Source organism: Colwellia sp. Arc7-D (assembly GCF_003061515.1).
Lineage (GTDB): Bacteria > Pseudomonadota > Gammaproteobacteria > Enterobacterales > Alteromonadaceae > Cognaticolwellia.
This window is the reverse complement of sequence record NZ_CP028924.1, coordinates 3,449,292-3,469,352: the sequence shown is the minus strand read 5'-3', so window position 1 is coordinate 3,469,352 and position 20,061 is coordinate 3,449,292. Positions and strand designations below refer to the sequence as shown.

Annotated in this window: 12 protein-coding genes; 8 read left to right on the top strand and 4 right to left on the bottom strand. The window is 38.6% G+C overall.

Features of this window, described 5'->3' with window-relative positions; genetic code table 11:
- The first annotated feature begins 472 nt into the window (after positions 1–472).
- The 8 genes from DBO93_RS14910 to DBO93_RS14875 all read left to right on the top strand — a co-directional run bounded on the left by DBO93_RS14910 (position 473) and on the right by DBO93_RS14875 (position 13,033).
- Positions 473–2,938, top strand: coding sequence for a S8 family serine peptidase (locus DBO93_RS14910; RefSeq protein ID WP_108457044.1), 2,466 nt, complete (start codon positions 473–475; stop codon positions 2,936–2,938).
- 153 nt (positions 2,939–3,091) lie between these two features.
- Entirely contained in the window at positions 3,092–3,928 is an 837-nt protein-coding gene (locus DBO93_RS14905) for a DUF6689 family protein (RefSeq protein WP_204100627.1), read from the top strand.
- A gap of 32 nt (positions 3,929–3,960) precedes the next feature.
- Positions 3,961–4,863 (top strand): FHA domain-containing protein, encoded by a 903-nt coding sequence (locus tag DBO93_RS14900; protein WP_108457043.1) that lies wholly within the window; start codon positions 3,961–3,963, stop codon positions 4,861–4,863.
- Between the two features lie 22 nt (positions 4,864–4,885).
- Positions 4,886–8,230, top strand: coding sequence for a serine/threonine-protein kinase (locus tag DBO93_RS14895; protein ID WP_108457042.1), 3,345 nt, complete (start codon positions 4,886–4,888; stop codon positions 8,228–8,230).
- Positions 8,220–8,942, top strand: coding sequence for a sensor histidine kinase (locus DBO93_RS14890; protein WP_108457041.1), 723 nt, complete (start codon positions 8,220–8,222; stop codon positions 8,940–8,942). Before DBO93_RS14895 ends, DBO93_RS14890 begins: the two co-directional genes overlap by 11 nt.
- The gene (locus DBO93_RS14885; protein WP_108457040.1) at positions 8,939–9,577 is read left to right on the top strand and encodes a response regulator transcription factor; all 639 of its coding nucleotides are present in this window, start codon (positions 8,939–8,941) and stop codon (positions 9,575–9,577) included. The genes DBO93_RS14890 and DBO93_RS14885 overlap by 4 nt, the downstream gene beginning before the upstream one ends.
- Positions 9,578–9,731: 154 nt before the next feature.
- Positions 9,732–12,191: a S8 family serine peptidase gene (locus DBO93_RS14880; protein WP_108457039.1), complete on the top strand. Its 2,460-nt coding sequence runs from the start codon at positions 9,732–9,734 to the stop codon at positions 12,189–12,191.
- 167 nt (positions 12,192–12,358) lie between these two features.
- Positions 12,359–13,033, top strand: coding sequence for a PEP-CTERM sorting domain-containing protein (locus DBO93_RS14875; RefSeq protein WP_108457038.1), 675 nt, complete (start codon positions 12,359–12,361; stop codon positions 13,031–13,033).
- Between the two features lie 292 nt (positions 13,034–13,325).
- Here DBO93_RS14875 and DBO93_RS14870 read toward each other — a convergent pair whose 3' ends face one another.
- From DBO93_RS14870 to DBO93_RS14855, 4 genes are all read right to left on the bottom strand, one after another.
- Positions 13,326–14,954 carry an AMP-binding protein gene (locus tag DBO93_RS14870; RefSeq protein WP_108457037.1) on the bottom strand — a complete coding sequence of 543 codons (1,629 nt, stop codon included), beginning with the start codon at positions 14,952–14,954 and terminating at the stop codon, positions 13,326–13,328.
- 107 nt (positions 14,955–15,061) lie between these two features.
- Positions 15,062–16,477, bottom strand: coding sequence for a coniferyl aldehyde dehydrogenase (locus tag DBO93_RS14865; RefSeq protein WP_108457036.1), 1,416 nt, complete (start codon positions 16,475–16,477; stop codon positions 15,062–15,064).
- Entirely contained in the window at positions 16,477–18,825 is a 2,349-nt protein-coding gene (locus DBO93_RS14860; protein ID WP_108457035.1) for an MMPL family transporter, read from the bottom strand. The genes DBO93_RS14865 and DBO93_RS14860 overlap by 1 nt, the downstream gene beginning before the upstream one ends.
- 10 nt (positions 18,826–18,835) lie before the next feature.
- Positions 18,836–19,969 (bottom strand): YCF48-related protein, encoded by a 1,134-nt coding sequence (locus DBO93_RS14855; protein WP_108457034.1) that lies wholly within the window; start codon positions 19,967–19,969, stop codon positions 18,836–18,838.
- Between the last annotated feature and the right edge of the window lie 92 nt (positions 19,970–20,061).

Sequence of the window (20,061 nt, the reverse complement as noted above, 5' to 3'; positions counted from 1 at the left end):
AAATGATGCTTTTGAGTGCACCATAATAGTGTGCTTGCACCAAAATATTGTCATTAATCAAAGGGTAAAAAAAAGGACATCATAAGATGTCCTTGAAATGAAACAAAATTAACTATGTAAAGTACGTTTTGTAGAATCGGGGGAGATCCAAAAACAAGTTCATCTTAGGGGCATTTTTGACTATCGGCAAACGAGATAAATTCATTTAACAGCTGAATTAATTTCATGCATTAGCCGTGTATATTTATATGAAAGGCAATGTTAAGCGAGTGGTATTTTATCTTTTACTTTATTAACTTTTTAAAATGAAAGTCAGTTTCTATTATTCACGGATAATTTAGACAAAATAAGTTAGCTCTAGGGGTTTTCCCCTGTATTCACTAGGGACTGATCCTCATAGTAAGCCATGTTGAAATCGCGTTAAATGAAGGTGTTCATAAAATATACTTTCAGAGATGGGTGGATACAAAAGATGAAAACACTAATTAAAAATATGGCATTAACCATGTCAATCGCAGGTATCAGTCTAAACGCAACAGCTGCGGCAGTTATTGGCTCTCAATTAGAACAACAATTAAAAAATATGACAGCCACTGACAGTGCAATGGTAGTCGTGTCTTATGACCAACTCGATGCACTAACCACATCGCAGTTACAAAACTTACTAAACATAGGTTTAGCGCAAGGCGTTCAATTTCAATCATTACCTATTATTGGTGTGATGGCAAGTCCCGCTCAAATTAATCAATTAGCTGCTATGCCAGGTGTTCGTTCAGTTTTTGCAAACCGTACACTTGAGTATTTTAACGCAGAAGCACGTGAAATAACGGGCGTGGAAAAGTTACAATCAGACAGTTTTGCCGCTAATAATGGTATTAAATTTACTGGTAAGGGCGTTACAGTTATTGTTAACGATTCAGGCATTGATGCAACGTTAGATGACTTAGAATATGGCACTAAAGTGGTTGAAAACGTACAGGGCGTTACTCATGCACAAGCTATTTCATTAACGGGTGTTGATGGTATGTGGATTGAAGGCCAGCTCAATACCGATTTAAATGTAGGTCACGGAACGCATGTTGCGGGGACTGTTGGTGGTTGGGGTTCACACTCTGACGGTAAATACAAAGGTGCTGCTACCGGTGCCGATATAGTTGGTTACGGTTCTGGTGCTGGCCTTTCTATTTTAGATGCGTTGGGTGGTTATGACTATGCAATTAGCAATGTTTGGGATTTTAATTCTCCTATTCGTGTTATGAGTAACTCTTGGGGCTCAAGTGGTAAATATGAACCCGCAGGTCCTATTTCATTAGCGTCTTATAAAGCTCACAAATTAGGTATGATTTCAGTATTTGCTGCTGGTAACAGTGGTGCAGGCGAAGACACACATAATCCTTATGCACAAATTCCATGGGGTATGTCCGTTGGTGCAGGTACTAAAGCCGGTGACTTGATCGATTTTTCATCACGCGGAAAACGTGGTGAAACAGGTGATTTTACTATGCCTGACGGTTCATCTTGGACTTATATAAACGAAGTAACTATTGTTGCTCCGGGTGTAGATATTATTTCGACCCGTGCTAAAACGAACCTAGCCTCTAATGGCGGTGAGGCGGATGTTGGTGTTATCGAGAATGAATACTTACCTTTCTACACCATGATTTCTGGTACTTCTATGGCAACACCTCATGTTGCTGGCATCATTGCACTTATGCTAGAAGCAAACCCGAACTTAACACCTTTACAAATCAAACAAATTATTAAAGAAACTGCCACCAACATGCCAGGTTATGAATCTTGGGAAGTGGGTGCAGGCCATGTAAATGCTTATGCCGCAGTAGCTGGAGCATTAGGTTATGACGAGCAAAATAGTGCTACGGTAAATAACCTTACCGAATTTAATGCTAATGCTATTATTATCGATGATACTGCACCTGAAGCATTTGAAGTGTTATTTACACCAGTAGGCGAACCTGATGTTTATGTATTTAACGTTGCTGAAGATGCTGCTTGGATCAGTGCCTCTTCTGAAACGCTTGCCAATCTAGTTAAACTTAAATTAGAAGCGCCTGATGGCACCGTTTATTTTGGTAACTTAACCACACCAGTACTAAGCAGCACCATGCGAGTTTCTGCTCCTGCACAAGCTGGCGAGTGGAAATTATCTGCCTTCGGTATAACCTCACTTTCAGGTGTACAAGCAGACCCTACAGGCGCATCCAATGGCCCAGGGATTCCTGAGTATGTTAGCGGTGAAATTTCAATCCTGACCTCTGGTGGCTATGAAGGCTTGAACGATATTGCCGGTCATCCAGCTGAAAAAGCGATAGAGTTTGCTGTAAGTGAGCGTTTAGTTGATAGCAAAAATGACCGTGTTTATCGCCCTGATGCTTACTTAAAGCGTAGAGATTTAGCTAAATTTTTAGTGATGGGTATGTCGATTAGACAGCAACGTGATTTATTGAATGAACAAAAAACAGCATTTACTGATGTAAGCAGTCAATACGCTCCTTTTGTTGATGCAGTAACAACGCTTGGCTCTGCGCTAAAAGATAGAGTACAAAACCAATGGCCAGTTATGTTATCTAATGGTAGTGAATTTGCTCCACGAAAAAATGTGAGTAAACAAGAATTAGCTTACTCATTAGTACAAGGCCTAGGATTAGAAACACAAGCATTAAACTTTTCTGGTGAGATAACGGTTGATTACAACGGTGAGCGCATTGCTGTGATGGACTCAAGTTCTGTAACACCTGTCTTAAAAGGTTATGTACAAGCTGCTATCGATATGTCATTAATCGGTGTACGTTTTGCACTTGAGCAAGGACCTTACGACTTATCACCAACAGTAGTTGCTTACTTTGAACCAGCTAATAACATTAAGCGTGGTGATTATGCCGTTATTATTGGTCGAGCATATGATAGCTACTTACGTTAATTGTTAGCTTTATGAAGAGAAAACCAGCCTGATTGTAGGTTGGTTTTCTCGCTACTAAATGCTTGCTAATTTAGTAAATTCAACGTAGTTTCTGTTAATAGAGTCATAAAACAATCTGAGTTAACTAGCAGATTCGTATCTAGAGGAAAAAAGATGTTGAACAACAAAAATATAACGATTAAATTTATGGCCACAATTGCCATTTTTTTTAGTACCTTATCTTTCGCTTCCCAATCATTATCGGTCGACGTGAAGGGTAATAAAGTAGAAGTTATTGTTCATTTACCCGGTGATATTTCAGCAGACCTTACCTTACAATTTGAAAATGCAGTTGGCCTAACTAAAGATAGTTTAGGGTTAAGTGCAGAATTAATCGATGTTACCTCATTAGACATTCTTGACCGCTTACCTAGTGGGCTAAATATTTCCCCTGCAGCGGCCTTCCCAATGATGATCACCATTGAACCTTCAGCGAATACCGGTTTTTCGTTCTCGGGTGTTGCGTCAATAGATCTACATACTCATAACCTAGAATATACAGCGGGCACACCTTTTCGCTTCTTTAAAGCACCATTAAACGGGGATTTTAAAGATATTACGGAGACCTTAGGCTCTGGAAGTTTGCGTACTCGTGGTTCTACAGGTCGATTTTCTCAATTTATTATTGTGGCTGACTTACGTGCACCTCTAGTAGTTGTTCAACAAAAACTTAATGATTTACAAACTGCGCTAAATGAATTTTCTCCGCAAATAAATGCGGCGGTTTATTCCGAATTATTACAAGATGTTAACGATATTAGTCAGTTGATATCTACACAAGATTACAACACTGCAAGTAATAAAGTTAATGAGTTTAATCGTCGTATTAACGACAACCGTGGTATTAATATTCCAGATGTATGGCGTTCAAGCCGAGATATTCGTAATATTGCCGGTGAGTTGATGGCATTCTCAAAAACCTTGCGATTTAGTTTGCGTTTAATTAAGTAACGCAATCATTTTTTTATGTTGAAGGTGTTATTATGCCAGCTAGAATTACCGTTTGTTATCCTAACCAACCAGCAGTAGAAAGTTTTCTTTACGAAGACAGTGGTTACCGTTTAGGGCGCTCAAATGAATGTGAACTTTTATTAGATCATCCTACGGTTTCTCGCCAACATGCTAAAGTTGCGCATACAAATAAAATTTGGCAACTTAATGATGAGCGCAGCCGCAACGGTACAAAAGTCAATGGTATTGCCATTACTCAGTCCACTTTAAATACTGATGCATTAATTTCGATTGGTGAATTAGACTGCTTATTTGAAACGAAATCATCTGAACAGCTTGATGCTATTATTACACATAATCAATGGCGTTTATCCAATAGTCAATCACCAATATCAACCTCTTTAACAGAACACTTACAAGACAATTTATCGGCACAATTACAAAATATCATTATGTTGACGGGCACACAGCGTGGCATTATTTTATTGGGTGATACTCTGCAAACCTTAAGTGTTAGCATTGCTCATGGCATGCAATTAGCTGATTTTAAATTAGCTAATTTCGAAGGCAGTGTCGGCGCTATTACTCGTTGCTTTGAATCTGGGCAAGCAATAATTGCCATGGATGTTACTCGCCATGAACTGTTAAGATCACGTAAGAGTATAGAAACCAAAAAAATATCCGCATTAGCCTGCATCCCCTTGTTCTATGAAGATAAAGTTGTTGGTGTTGTTTACACTGACAGTAAAATATCTGATAAAGTACTCACTGAATTAGATATCGAAATTTTAAGCACCATGAGTCAGCAAATTCAAGCATCAGTTCAAGCAATATTACTGCAACAATCGATTGATTCGTTGCAAGATATTCTCGAAGGTGACTCAATACGGATATCAGGTATAAAAGACGCTAGTTTGCTTAATTTGTGTCATTAAATTTTATTAATAAATAGGCTGTATGAGCACTCCTGAAAAGCCAAAATTAATTAAGCCTGTTGAAGTATCACAACAGACAACACAAATAATTCAACCTGACAATTCACTGGCAATTGGTGAATGTCTTGTCGGTCGTTTTGTGATTAAAAACCTACAAGGTAGAGGTCGTTATGGCTGTGTTTATAGCGCGTATGACCAGCAACTCGATGCCGTTATTGCCATCAAAGTACTTGATAAATCCCTTAGCCAAAATACAAAAAATTTAGCTGATTTTAAAAATGAACTATTATTAGTTCGTCAACTTAGTCATCCCAATATTATTCGTGTCCATGAATATTATCAGCATCAAGATTTACACTTCTTAACCATGGATTGGATAGAAGGGGGGAGCTTAGAAAAAATTATTACTAATCAAACTTTGTCTATCAAGCAAATTCAAAGTTTTATTGAACAATTACTGAGTGGTCTAGCTTTTGCGCAGCAAGCGGGCGTAACGCATAAAGATATTAAGCCCGAAAATATTATGATAGACACGTCGGGTCGGCTCTATATCGCTGACTTTGGCCTTTCGGTGTTGAATAAAGAAAGTGTTGCGGCCAGTGTGATGGGCACGCCGCACTATGCGCCACCTGAATATCTACAGTCAGGTAAAATTAATACCAGTACAGATTTATATGCTGCTGGTATTGTTATATTCCAACTCTGTTGCCATTGCTTACCGTTTAATGGTGATTCAATAGATGAGCTAATAGAAAGCAAGTTACTCAATAAAGCTAAATTTAACCCAAAGCATGCGGAACTTAATACTCTAAAATCCTGGTTGTTATCGTTAATTTCAGCTCATAGTGCATCACGCCCAGTAAATATCGCACTGGCTGAGCAGCAATACATAGCATTAACAACGGACAAAAAAACATTAAGTAAAACCTCAGTGTTTTATGGTGTTTTTGCATTTTTTCTGGTTGGGGTTTTTATTACAATTTGGTTTTATAATTTACCAAAAGTAATCAAGTCGAGTGCCAAAAATCACTACGCTGTAGCTATCTTGCCAACGTTGACCAAAGATGAAGAATTTGATCAAACATTTGCTAATTATTTAAATTATCAATTAAGTGAAATTACAAACTTACGAGTAATCGAGCAATCGAGGCTGAAGCAATTATTAGTGCAACTTGGCATAAAGTTGCCATTAGATGACAACAAAATTGAGTTAGTTACTGATCTACTACAAGTAGATATGCTGATTAGCCCACAAACTTTTATCGCGGGTACGCAAGCGAAAGAAATACAGTTTGAACTAATCTTTGTTGATGGCTTTAAAATCCATCGTGAAACGATACTTCGACAAGATTTTGATGAAAATAACTGGCAAAGTACATCGGTCAATTTTATTGATAATTTTAAAAATCGCTTAGCTTTAAAATCTAACTCTACTCCTGCCTTGTCATATGATCCTAATCCTCTGATTGACTTGTTTGCTATTAAAGCTTTTATTGCACAAGGTGATTTTAAAAGTGCACAACAAGCGTTAAGCCCAATACTGACTAAGAACCCTGAGTCAGCGCAAACTTGGCTACAACAAGGTGAACTTAATCTAGCACAAAATTTAATCATAGAAGCTGAGCAAGCTTACGGTAAGGCTGCTCAGTTTAGTACGGCGAATTCTTTTACGGCAAAACTAGCAAGTGCTCGATTAAATGATTTAGCAGGTAAAGTTGAGCAAGCGCAATCTGACTACTTAACCTTAGTAAATGCCTTTCCCTATAATACTGAACTGAAAGTGATGTTGGCGGAGTTTTATTTTTTAATTGAGCAGCATAAAAAAATGGAATCTCTATTACTCGATGTAGTGAACATTGATGAAAATCACCCAAAGGCATGGTTTATGCTGGGCAGAGCAGCATTTTTACAAGGAAATTTGGAAAAAGCCCAGAATGAATATTTTGTTAAAGCGCTAATCATCGCAAAAAAACTAAAAAATCATTATAAAGTAGCTGAAGCATTAAATGCTTTTGGTGTGGTGTATAACCAGTTAGGAGAAACCAAATTAGCTTTTGATTATTACCAAGAAGCGTTAGCGACAAGAAAAGTAATCGGTGATTTGGTCGGCTCGGCTACGACGATGACCAACCTTGCAGCGATGCATTTGGCGATTGGTGAGTATCAAGAAACTGAGCAATATTTAAAAGAAAGTTTAGAAATTTATCAGCAGTTAAACGATCAAGAAGGTCTCTCAAATACATACAATGAGCTAGGGAAATTGGCGGAAGAACAAGCCTTGTACCAAATTGCTTTAGAAAACTATCGCCATGCCTTAAATATTCGTATCGATTTAGGTAACTTAATGCTGCAAGCAGAGAGTATGAACAATATAGGGTATAGCTACTTTATGTTGCTTGATCCTGAGAATGCATTGGTTTACTGGCGTCAATCAGAGCAGTTATATCAGCAAATCCAATTTCCAATTGGCATTATTCATGTCAGACAAAACTTAGGTCAGTTGGAATTAGCAAAAGGTAATTGGCGTAATGCCTATCATCTTTTTAACAATACATTAGCAGACGCGAATCAACTGAGTAGTACGGAAGAATCGCTGGTATCGCACAGTTACCTCACTAAACTGGCATTTTTACAAGGTAACTTTCAATCGAGTATTATCGAGTTGACAGCGCTATATTCGGAAGCAGAGCAATTGCATGATGTTAGAGCTACAGCGCAACTCGGGCTTTGGTTGGCTGATTGGTCTCTACAATTAGGTGATGTTAAACAAGCTGAAGAACATCTAGCGAAAATTAGCACAATTGTCTCAACTTATGGCAATAAAGAATACAAAACGACTTACCATTTTTTAATTAGTCAGGACCAAAATAATGTCACAAACACGTCGTTTACTGCTAAGTACGTTGTTACTGATCACGCACACCAAACTATTTATATCCGCCAGTTAATACAGCAAGCGAGAGATATTTTACGTGCCGGAAATCAAGATATTAGTGCTAATTTGACGCTATTGGCTGAAATAGATTTTGGACTCTATCAGTATCAGTATATCGAGTATTTAGAGCTATTAGCTGTGCAACAATATTATTCACAGTCGTGGACTGATTTAAAAAGTACTTTACGCGAAGCAGACCTTTTATTAAGAAAAATGGGCGATTATTGGCGAAGCTTTCAATTTGATCGTTTACGGGCTCAATTAGCGATCGCAGAGCAGCAAGATCCAGAAAAATATCACGAGACTGTCAGTAAAAAACTTAAAAATTTAATGACTAATTTACCTACTGAAATGTCGTCAAACTTCTTGAAAAAACAAGATTACTTTCAATTAAATGACTCGCTACAGGAATTACTGCGTTATGAGCAATAATATGGATATGACTAAGTTGGTTGCACAACTTAATGAAAAGCAAAAGCAAATATCCCAGCAATTATATATTGGTAACGAGCAAATGCGCGGCTTAGCTAAGCGGGTATGGCGAGTACAAGAAGATGAACGTAAACATATTGCCCGAGAATTACACGATGGTGTAGGGCAACTTCTAACCGCTTTGATCAATCAATTACAACAAGTACAAAAGGGCGATCCAGCAATAGCATTAAGTGAAAGTATTGATTTAGCGCGCCAAGCCTTGTCTGATACTCGGGTTATTTCTCGTCTAATGCGACCAAGAATTTTAGACGATCTTGGCCTTATCCCCGCTTTAGAATGGTTAGTGAGAATAATGGGTGAGCCAGAAGAGGCAGAAATTGAATTTCATCATCAGATAAATACCGAGATAGATAGCGATACGCAAACCTTAGCTTTTCGTGTCATACAAGAAGCTCTAACTAATGCGATTAAACATGCTCAAGCTAAAACTATTACCCTAAATGTAATAGCAACAAGTAAACTGTTAATGATCAAAATAGCAGATGATGGTGTTGGTATGCCTCTTGGTACAGAAGATAACCCAGATGGCTTCGGCTTGGGCGCTATGCGAGATAGGGTCAGTGCTTTTGGTGGCCAGTTAACCATTAATTCATCACCTAACCAAGGTTGCGAAATCAAGGTTTTAGTGACAGGAAGAGAAATGTCATGATCAGCGTACTTATTGCCGACGACCACACTATTTTACGCCACGGTCTGGTGAGCTTATTAAGCAAAGATGAAAAAATTCGTGTGGTAGCTGAGGCTGCAGATGGCGTGGAAGCGATTAAAAAAGCACTGGAATTAAAGCCAACGGTTATTGTTATTGATATCAGTATGCCTGAGATGAATGGCATGGAAGCCGTTAAACGCTTACATGAACAATTACCTGAAGCTAAAGTGTTAGTGCTTACTATGCATGAAGAGCAAGAGTATGTAATACATATGGTTAGAGCAGGGGCTTCAGGTTATCTATTAAAAGACAGTGCGAGTGATGAATTAATTGATGCGGTAAAAGCATTGGCTGAAGGAAAAACCTATTTCAGCCAGTATGCCGCTAGCGTTTTAGCTACTCAATACAATAAACCAGCAGAAAGTTGGCAAGACCCTTATAAAAATCTAACTAATCGTGAACGTGAAGTGTTTCACTTGATCATTGAAGGTAAAACCACGAAAGAAATCGCTCGTTCTTTAGATATTAGTGTCAAAACCGCGGAAAATCATCGTGGAAAAGTACTCGATAAACTTGATGTCGCTAATGCCGCAGAGCTAGTGCGCTATGCCGCTAAACACCATCTATTAATGTAATTTCAATAAAAAAATTATAGTTAAGTTTTACTACATTAATTAAGTCTTTATCCATCAGGTGTTTTACCCTAATCCTTCTAGGGGTTTATCCTGATTCTTTAATACCTTGTCGTTTGGCATGCTAGTTGTGTCGAAACTACTTAGGTTACTCCCAATGCTTAAAACTAAACTAAAAAATAAATTGCTAATCGCTGGCCTAATGGGGGCTGGCATACTGTCTTCTAGTCTCTCTGCTAAATCTTTCGGACCTGAATTACAAGGCTTGATGTCAACAGCCGCTGTTCATGATGTCTTCGAAGTTATTGTGACATTTGAAGGTGAGGGTGCAATAAATACTGAACGTTTAAATATTATCGAATCTGCTGGTGTCATTGGCGGTGTTAGCTTTAAGCAATTGCCAATTGTTGGTATTACCGCAACAAAAGCGCAAATCGAACAAATATATACTTCAAATAAAGTGCGTTCTGTTTGGTATAACGCGCCACTTTCATTAGAGAATGATGGCGCGACACAAATTACCGGCGTCGACCGTTTACGTGCTGATTCAACAATGAGAAGCCAAGGTACTCCATTTTCTGGTCGCGGTATCGGTGTTGTTGTTAACGACTCAGGCGTTGACGGTACACACAGCGATATTAAATACCCAAATCACGTTGTACAAAACGTATTGGCGCAAACTAACTTACATTCATTATCAGATATTTTACCGATCACATATCAAGAAGATACAGCCAACACCGATATTGCTGGCGGCCATGGTTCACATGTTGCCGGTATTATTGGTGGTAATGGTGCAATGTCGATAGGTAAATACCAAGGTGTAGCTCCTGGCGCAAAAATTATCGGTTACGGCTCAGGTGCAGGTCTATTCATTTTAGACACAATTGGTGGTTTTGATTATGCATTAACCCATCAATATGATTATAACATTCGTGTTATCTCAAATTCTTTTGGCAGTACTAGTGATACAGGAACTGATTTTAATCCGGATCACCCAACCAACGTTGCCACTAAAACTTTATCAGATAACGGTGTTATTGTAGTTTTCTCTGCGGGTAATTCTGGTAGTGGTGAAGCGACTATTACCGGTAACTTTAAAAAAGCACCATGGGTTATTACTGTTGCAGCAGGCGATAAAGAAGGAAAGTTGGCTGACTTTAGTTCACGTGGTGTTAAAGGCAAAGGTGGCGAAGTGATGGTTGGCAATGAAATTTTTCATTGGGAAGATCGTCCAACAATCACAGGACCTGGTGTTGATATTATTTCTACACGTGCATCATTATCAAGCTTAAGTGCTTTAAGTATTAGCGATGACAGTGAAGTAATGGCGCCAAACCATGTACCTTACTACACATCTATGAGCGGCACGTCTATGTCGGCACCACATGTTGCTGGTATTGTTGCCTTGATGCTAGAAGCTAACCCAAACCTATCATGGCGTGCAGTAAAAGCGATTTTACAAGAAACCGCAACTAATATGCCGGGTCGTGAAACGTGGGAAGCCGGTGCAGGTTATGTGAACGCATATGCTGCAGTAAAATCTGTTGTAGATGAAAGCTTAAATTTTGGTAGTACAACAAAAGTTGAGCGAGACTTTAATGCTAAAGCACTAACGTCGGTTCAAGCAGAGTACGCTGATACTGTTACTTTTAGTCCTGTAGGCGAAAGCGAAGGAACTGTTATACCGGTGAAAGCTGATGCTTCTATGGTAATGGTACGTGCAAACATTGATGATAATACGGTTGGCTTATCATTAACTAGCCCAAGTGGTAAACGTTACGGTTCTAGTATTGCTTTACCTGTTTTAGGACAAAATATTGCAGTAACGGCTCCCGCTGAGGCCGGTGACTGGATATTGAAAGCAAATGGTATTGGTGGTATTTCTGGAGTAGCGCTTGACCCAGCGGGTGTTACTAATGGCTACGCTGTACCAGGTGATATTGCAGTATCAATTAAAATTATTAAAACTGACGGTTATACCGGTCTTGGTGATGTGGAAAACCATCCAGCAAAATCATTTATTGAATATGCAGTAAGTGAAGAGTTAGTTGATGCCAATGCCAACGGGTTTGAGCCTGACGAAACGTTGTCACGTCAAGACCTAGCTGACTTTTTAACCTTAGGTGCAGGCATTCGTCAATCTAACCTAGCAACGACAATTGCTTTTAATGATGTTAGCAGAAAATATAGCGCAGCAATTAATGCGGTAAACTCACAAGGTGCAGCTTTACGTAATACCGCACAAAATCAAGCGCCGGTTTTAACAGGTACTGCAAGTAGTTTTAATCCTGAACAGGCGGTTGATCGTACTCAGGTAGCTTACTCTTTGGTGCAATCATTGGCATTACAACCTTTGGCAGAAAGCTTTAGTGGTGATATAACCGCAATTTTTCAAGACCAACGCGTAGTACTAGCGGATCAAGCGCAAATTCCTGCTGAATTTAAAGGTTATGTACAACTGGCATTAGATTTAGGGATATTAAATGCGCACTTTGATATTCAACAAGGTCCTTATGATTTAGAGCCAACTATTATTGCTAACTTTAACGGTAACAATGGTGTAACTCGTGCGGATTATGCAGTAGCAGCAACGCGATTCTTTAATAACTATTAAGCGATGTAAATTTCTGGAAGCAAAGCCCACCATTTTGTATTAGGTGGGCTTTTTATTAACAGCAATAACGTTAAAAATATTTTAATAAAGATTAAGCATTATTTAATCCGATTGGTTTAACAATTAACTGCCCAAGTTATAGGCAAATAAACAAAAGGTATAATCCGATGAAATTTAAATCTATCAATCGTTTACTCATTGGTTCAGTGTTGTCTTTAAGTTGTTTCGTTAGCTCAGCACAGGCTGGCTTGATCACTATTGGCGCGCTAACCAGTAATAATGATGGCTCTACTATCGTAATTACCGATACGCTTAATAGCCTTGAGTGGTTGAGATGGGACCAATTTGCCGATCTTACCTACGCTGAAACTTTAGTCAAAAGTTCCGCTTTAGGTTGGACGATAGCGGGCGTGAAAGAAGCTAATTTGTTTATAGACGCATTATTAAATCGCACAAATCATGAGTGCGCTGATAACGACACAACTTTTCTTTCTTGTGGAGATAGCGGTACCTTCTCAAGTGCACAATACACTGCGCTGCTAGGTGATTCATTTACCCGTGGCATAAGCAGTGTCGATGCAGCATGGTTTTATGATGATTTAATTACCGATGGCAGTGCTGGCGTTTTAAACCTAGAATTAGGCACTAAAAATGAAAAATATAATACTTTTGGCAATATCGCGCTAACGGATACATATGCAACTACGAGTGATGAATCTATTGGCTGGTTAATGTATAGAACAACCACAGTACCTGAGCCCACCACACTAACTATTTTTGCATTAGGCATTATCGCTTTAGCGTTACGTCGATTTAAGAAGCAAGTGTCACTGCAAGAGTAACAGGCTTTGTTGTCTATAGATTTTTATCTCTGTTGATTAATTCAACGTTAATAGTTATTGAATAGTTTTAGTTAAGTTTGATAAAAAAAAAAGGACATCAAAAGATGTCCTTGAAATGAAACAAATTAACTATGTAAAAACATTGTGTCGAATCGGGGAAGATCCAAAAACAAGTTCATCTTAGAGTTATTTATTTCCAGCGGCAAACGAGATAAATTCATTTAACAGGTGAAAAAAATTCATCCCGTAAAAAAAACAAGTGCTACAGGTAAGCTTTTAATATAAATACACTTTATCTTAATTCTCTTCGTAATAATTTTCCGACAGTAGACTTGGGTATTTCATCAATAAATATTACATGTTTTGGTATTTTATAAGCGGTAAGCCCAGTACGACAATAATCAATAATATCTTGCTCAGTAATACTTTGATCTGCCTTCACTACAAAAAGCTTAACAGCTTCGCCTGTTCTATCGTCAGGCACACCTATACAAGCTGATTCTAATACCCCAGGCATTTTGGCAACTTCTGCTTCAATTTCATTAGGGTAAACATTAAAACCAGAAACATTAATCATGTCTTTTTTACGATCTACAATATGGAAGAAACCGTCATCGTCTAGTAAAGCTACATCGCCAGTTTTAAAATAGCCATCAGATGTCATACATTCATCAGTTGCTGAAGCATTATTCCAGTAGCCTTTCATTACTTGTGGACCTTTTGCACACAATTCACCAGACTCGCCATCGGCGACTATATTACCGTAGTCATCTCGAATTGAAATATCAGTATTGGGCAGAGGAACACCAATACCTGAAATATATTCGCTTTGATCACTATTACCAAAATTTAAGGTTAAAACCGGTGATGTTTCTGATAAACCATAGCCTTCATATAATCTAGCACCAGTAACTTCTTGCCATTTATCTGCTACAGCTTGTTGCACTGCTGCACCACCACCTACGCATACTTTCAGCGCTGAAAAGTCAACTTGATCAAATCCTGGGGTATGTAATAAACCGTTAAATAAGGTATTTACCCCTGTGAATGTTGTTGCGCGCGTGTTTTTCCAAACTTCAACAAAGCTTTCCATATCGCGAGGGTTAGTCACTAATACATTTTTAGCGCCAAAACAGAAGTATGCTAGCGTGTTCGCCATCAATGCGAAGATGTGATACATCGGAATTGCCGTAATAACAATGTCATTACCATAGTCGATATGATTTTTAGTAAACTCTTGGTATTGCAAAATGTTGGCAATTAAATTGCCGTGACTCAACATTGCCCCTTTTGATAAACCTGTTGTACCACCGGTGTATTGTAGAAACAATAAGTCATTATGGCTTAGGGTTGGCTCTGTTAATTCAAGTTGTTCACCTTGTGTTAAAGCGTCAGTGAACTTCGTGATATTTGTTAAACGCTCGTCGATAGGTGGACAAGGCAAGCCTTTACCCACTAAGTCGTCTAAATCTACCGTTATAATGTTTTTAATATGGGTTTTATCAAGTACGTCAGCTAGCATTTTACCTGATTGAGAAAATATAATAATAGTCTCAACTTGAGCGTCGTTAAGTTGATGGGTTAATTCTCTAGCGGTGTACAAAGGGTTTACGTTAACTTGGACCGCACCGACGCGTAATATGCCCCACATAGCGATTGGAAAACATAAGGTATTCGGGCACATTAGAGCGACACGCTCACCTTTAGCAACACCCAATTTATTTTGTAAATAAGCAGCAAAATTACGTGATAGTTCGTCGACTTGCTTGTAGGTAAGCTCAGCACCAAAGTTACTAAAAGCAACGTTCTGATTATACTTAGTGGTTGTTTTATGAAATAAATCTATTAAAGAATTGTAGCGAGTTAAATCGACTTCGTGCGCTACGTTTTCTGGATAATTTTTCATCCAAGGTTTAGTCATGTCATTTCCTTTAGCAACTATCTGCATTTTAGATTGAAAGTAAGTTGAACAAGCAAAGTAAGTTAAAACTTAGCACTGAGTAAATAATTTATTACTCATTAAGTCAATTAACGAATGAAAAATTTAAATAAAATTTGATGAATTTTATTACCAAACGGCGGGAATAGTAATGAGCCTAAGCTAATTCTTCCGCGTGATAAAACGGCCTTTCCATGTGAAAAGGTTTTAAAACCTTCATCGCCGTGATATTGACCCATGCCTGAAGCGCCAATGCCACCAAAAGGTAAGTCGTCAACGGCAACATGGAACGCAGCGTCGTTGATACAAACACCACCTGCATGTGTATTCAATAAAACCTGTTGTTGAAATGACTTGTTAAAACTACAAATATATAACGCAAGTGGGCGTGGTTTACTATTTATGTAAGCAATAGCCTCGTTAATATTTTTATAACCAATAATAGGTAATAACGGACCAAAAATTTCCTGCTGCATTACGGTCATATCATCATTAACATCCGTAATAAGCGTTAAAGGCATTTTCCTACAAGTATTGTCATCACTGCCTTTTGATAAAGGTGTTATGGTTGCCCCTTGCGTTTTAGCATCAGCTAATAAGCTATCTAAGCGTGACTTTTGACCATCATTGATTATACAGCTGTAATCGTCATTTTTTTCAATGCTAGGGTACATACTTTGATAAGCAGTTTGAAAAGCTTGAGTTAGTTCAGCTACTTTATTTTCTGGGCAGAAAATATAATCAGGTGCAACACAGGTTTGTCCGGCGTTAAGGGTTTTTCCTAAAATTAGTCGGCTAACAGCGGTTTTTATATCGATATCGTTATCAATAATAGTGGGAGATTTACCCCCTAATTCTAATGTAACAGGGACTAAATTCTCAGCAGCGGCTTTCATCACTAATTTCCCTACGGATGTAGATCCCGTGAAAAATAGATGATCAAAAGTAATACTTGAAAATGCTGCTGCCATATCAGCGTCGCCACAAACAATCGCTACTTTGTTGCGGGGGAAAATATCAGCAATAAATTGAGCTAACAAGGTATTGGTTTTAGGCGTATATTCACTCATCTTGACCATCGCAGTATTACCTGCGGCTAGTGCTGTTGTTAACGGTCCTAAAGTAAGGAATATCGGGTAATTCCACGGTGCAATAATACCGATAACGCCTTTCGGTTGATAAACTACTTGCCCTTTAGCGGGTTGAAATAAAATCCCGATATGTTTCTTGTCAGGTTTCATCCACTTTTTTAATTTTTTTATCGCATAGTTAATACCCATGACGGTAGTGAGAATATCGCCTATTCTTGAATCCGCTGCACTACGATGGCCGAAGTCTTGGCTCATGGCATCAATAAAAGCTTCTTGGTTATCAATGAGCATCGCCTTTAATTTTACTAAGTCGTTTATACGCTCTTGATAGCTTGGATAAGTATTACTGGCAAAGTATTCTTTTTGTTGTAAAAAAGTATCTGCTAATGCTGTTTTTGTTATTATTTCGGTCATTACTTTTTATCCTTTTTGGATCCTATCTTAAGTAGCCATGCAATCGCTGGAATGAGAGTTAATGCACCTAGCATGTTAAAAATAAACATAAAAGTGAGTAGAATACCCATGTCTGCTTGGAATTTTATCGGTGAAAATACCCAGGTAGCTACACCAATAGCTAACGTTATACCGGTAAAAGCAACGGCTTTACCTGTTTGATTTAATGCGTATCGATAGGTCATGTATAACGACTTACCTTGGGTTAGTGCTTCTTTAACCTTACTGAAAATATAGATACCGTAATCAACACCAATACCAACACCTAAAGCAATTACGGGTAAGGTGGCTACTTTTACGCCAATACCTAAAATGCCCATTAAACCTTGACTCATAATGCTGGTTAAGAGCAGTGGCGTGATGATACAAATAACAATGCGGCCACTTCTAAAAGTGATTAAACAAATAATAATTACGATTGAATATACCCAAACCAGCATTTCAGTTTGCGCATCTTCAATTACCATGTTGGTAGCGGACTCTATACCTGCGTTACCTGCAGCCATGAGAAATTCGATATTATCAACTGGGTTTTCAGCTTTAAATTCTTCGACCGCCTTGACAACATTGTCGAGAGTTTGTGCTTTATGATCATTAAGAAACACCAGAACCGGCACCATAGAACAATCTTTGTTCATCAAGCCTTGCGGTGTTTTTGATAATGAAGCGTTGGTCATTAATTGGTTACGATTTAAGCCGTACCATTTTAGTGAACCTTCATTCATACCAAATAGGCCGAATTTAGATACATCAGCAACAGATTTTACCGCTTGAACACCCGGTACGTTGCGTAAATGCCATTGGAATTGATCAACCCACACTAGGTTTTGATACTGAGCACATTGCTCAACCTCAGTTTTTACCATGATGACAAATAGGTCGGTACTGGTGCTGTAATTATCAACAATATAGGCATTGTCTAAGTTATAGCGTGAATCAGGTCTTAGTTCCGGAGCACCTGCGTCTAAATCCCCTATTTGCATGGCTTGAGAGAAGTAAAGTCCCAACCCAAAAAGGATTACGCCAATCGCTATCGCAATTTTTGCTAATGGAGGCTTGGCAAAGTTTTTAAACAAACGTTCAACAATACCTGTTTTATGCGCAGATTTTTCTGCGTATTTTAAACCGGCAGGTGAAACACCGATGTAACTCATGAGGATAGGTAGTGCGATTAAGTTGGTAACAATAATAATAGCAACACCAATACTCGCCGCGATGGCCAATTCTCGTATTACTTCGATATCAATTACCATTAAAGTGGTAAAACCGATAGCGTCGCTCACTAAAGCGGTAATACCGGCAATGTAGAGTGAACGAAAAGCAAGTTTGGCTGAATCAATTTTATTAGCGCCGGTAACGCTATGGTGAATAATTGAATTGATAATTTGTACGCCATGGCTAACACCAATGGCGAAGACTAAAAAGGGCACCAGCATTGAATATGGATTAATACCAAAGCCAAGTAAGTTTAAGATACCGAGTTGGCAACATACGGCAAAAATTGAAAAAACTAATACCGAAACTGTGCTGCGTATACAGCGAGAATAAAACCACAATAATACAAAGGTAATAACCACGGCTAATACAAAGAAAGCGACAACCTGCAAAGCACCATCGATTAGATCGCCCACCACTTTTGCAAAGCCAACAATACGAATAGTGACAGTATCGCTACTATATTTGTCGCGTATTTTTTCTTCTAAAATTGAAGATAGCTCTCGATAATCAAGTGGCAAGCCTGTTTCAGGGTTAATGTCTTGTAAGGGTGCTAAAATAATCGCTGATTGGAAGTTATTAGCCACCAGAACACCAATTTGACCTGATTTAAAAATATTCGCTTTAACGCGTTCAATCATTTCAGCTGAGCCATCGTAACCATCTGGAATAACAGCGCCGCCGACAAAGCCTTCTTCGGTGACTTCTTGCCAACGCACATTAGGGGTCCATAATGATTTGAGGCCGTCACGACTTACGCCGGGGATATAGAAAACTTCGTCAGTGACTTGCTTTAAGGTTTGTTGAAAGTCAGCATTAAAAATATCACCTTGCTTAGCTTCAACCACAATACGAACAACATTACCTAAATCAGCCAGTTCTTTTCGGTAGGTTAAAAAATTATTAACGAACGGATGGTCGCCGGGGATCATTTTCGTAAAGCTAGCTTCGGGCTTAACTTTAACGGCTTGTATGGTTAACAAAGCAATACAAATGACAACGATTGCCATCACTAATGCGCGATGACCAAAAACAAAGTTTTCTATTAGCTGCTCTAATTTGGTCGGTGAATGCACGGTTTTATTCTCTGACATAAGTTTGCCCTTACTTCTTAAGTAACCAAATTGAAATACCGAATTGTCCGGCGAGAACTAATGAATTTTCTTGTACTAACACACTTGAAAGTGCTGCGCCTGAGGGGTGTTTATTGATACGCAATGTTTGTAGACTTTCAGGTGAAAAATCAACAATTAACCCACCGTGGCCCACTAAATAGGCTTGACCCTGTTTAGAAAAATCGCCACCCAGTAAACTGGCGCTAGTCTGCAGTTTTTTGTGTTGCCAATTTTCGCCACCATCAAGTGAGACCATTAAATTGCCTTGCAAACCAAAAGCAACAAGCTGCTCAGGTATTTCAGGGTTAGCAATAATGCCAAAAAGACTGCCATTGTAGGGCATAGCCATCGTAGACCATGTTTCACCTTGGTTATCAGAGTGAAAGCCCATGCCATTTTCGCCAACAATATAAAGCTGTCCATTAGTTGTGGAGATAACCGAGTTGAGGTGGAAATTATCGGGATTGTCGAGTCGTTTACTGATTAAAGTCCAAGTTTCACCTTGGTCTTTACTGGTCAGTAATGTTCCGTATGCCCCACTAGCAAAAATCACATCATTAGCGGTTCGGGCAACAGATAATAGCGGTTTATTTGGTCCAGACTTTAATTCAATTTGGTTGTCTTCAAGTGCAAAAACAAAGTCTTCAAGTTGGAAGGTTAGTTCTTCTAGTACATCTTCATCTTGTGTTTCGCTTATTACTATCTTTAAAGCTGCTTGCTGTTTAGTGAGTTGCGCTATTTTCAGTTTTGTTAACTCTGCGCCTGTAAAGACCTTACGCCATGCGTTGCTGTTATTTTCAGTTTTTAGAATAACGCCATCATGGCCAACAGCTATTTTACTTCCGTCAGATAGAATGGTTACATTGGTGAGAGAAACGCTAACAGGCGATTGCTGCTGCTGCCAATCGTCTTTATTTTTCCAACTTATAATATGTCCACGCTCGCCAACGGCTAACACGGTACCTTTCTCTGGTGTTATTGCCATTAAAACACTTTTGCTTGCTAACGAACTTTGTTTTGCGGGTAGCTCAAGTAGATCTAAGCTGCTATTTGCTACGGCAAGATTAATATGAGTTAGCAAAAACAAATTTATCACGCCGAACGTAATATGGGATAAGCGCATAAAAATCCTAATAAGTTGAATATGTCTACTTACTAGTATTGATGAAAAAAAAATAATTGAGAGGTGTTAAACGTGCCAAATGATTATCTTTG

Bases quoted from the DNA above. Each gene is read 5' to 3' on its own strand.
- DBO93_RS14910 (WP_108457044.1), top strand. From the start codon at position 473: ATGAAAACACTAATTAAAAATATGGCATTAACCATGTCAATCGCAGGT.
- DBO93_RS14905 (WP_204100627.1), top strand. From the start codon at position 3,092: ATGTTGAACAACAAAAATATAACGATTAAATTTATGGCCACAATTGCC.
- DBO93_RS14900 (WP_108457043.1), top strand. From the start codon at position 3,961: ATGCCAGCTAGAATTACCGTTTGTTATCCTAACCAACCAGCAGTAGAA.
- DBO93_RS14895 (WP_108457042.1), top strand. From the start codon at position 4,886: ATGAGCACTCCTGAAAAGCCAAAATTAATTAAGCCTGTTGAAGTATCA.
- DBO93_RS14890 (WP_108457041.1), top strand. From the start codon at position 8,220: ATGAGCAATAATATGGATATGACTAAGTTGGTTGCACAACTTAATGAA.
- DBO93_RS14885 (WP_108457040.1), top strand. From the start codon at position 8,939: ATGATCAGCGTACTTATTGCCGACGACCACACTATTTTACGCCACGGT.
- DBO93_RS14880 (WP_108457039.1), top strand. From the start codon at position 9,732: ATGCTTAAAACTAAACTAAAAAATAAATTGCTAATCGCTGGCCTAATG.
- DBO93_RS14875 (WP_108457038.1), top strand. From the start codon at position 12,359: ATGAAATTTAAATCTATCAATCGTTTACTCATTGGTTCAGTGTTGTCT.
- DBO93_RS14870 (WP_108457037.1), bottom strand. From the start codon at position 14,954: ATGACTAAACCTTGGATGAAAAATTATCCAGAAAACGTAGCGCACGAA.
- DBO93_RS14865 (WP_108457036.1), bottom strand. From the start codon at position 16,477: ATGACCGAAATAATAACAAAAACAGCATTAGCAGATACTTTTTTACAA.
- DBO93_RS14860 (WP_108457035.1), bottom strand. From the start codon at position 18,825: ATGTCAGAGAATAAAACCGTGCATTCACCGACCAAATTAGAGCAGCTA.
- DBO93_RS14855 (WP_108457034.1), bottom strand. From the start codon at position 19,969: ATGCGCTTATCCCATATTACGTTCGGCGTGATAAATTTGTTTTTGCTA.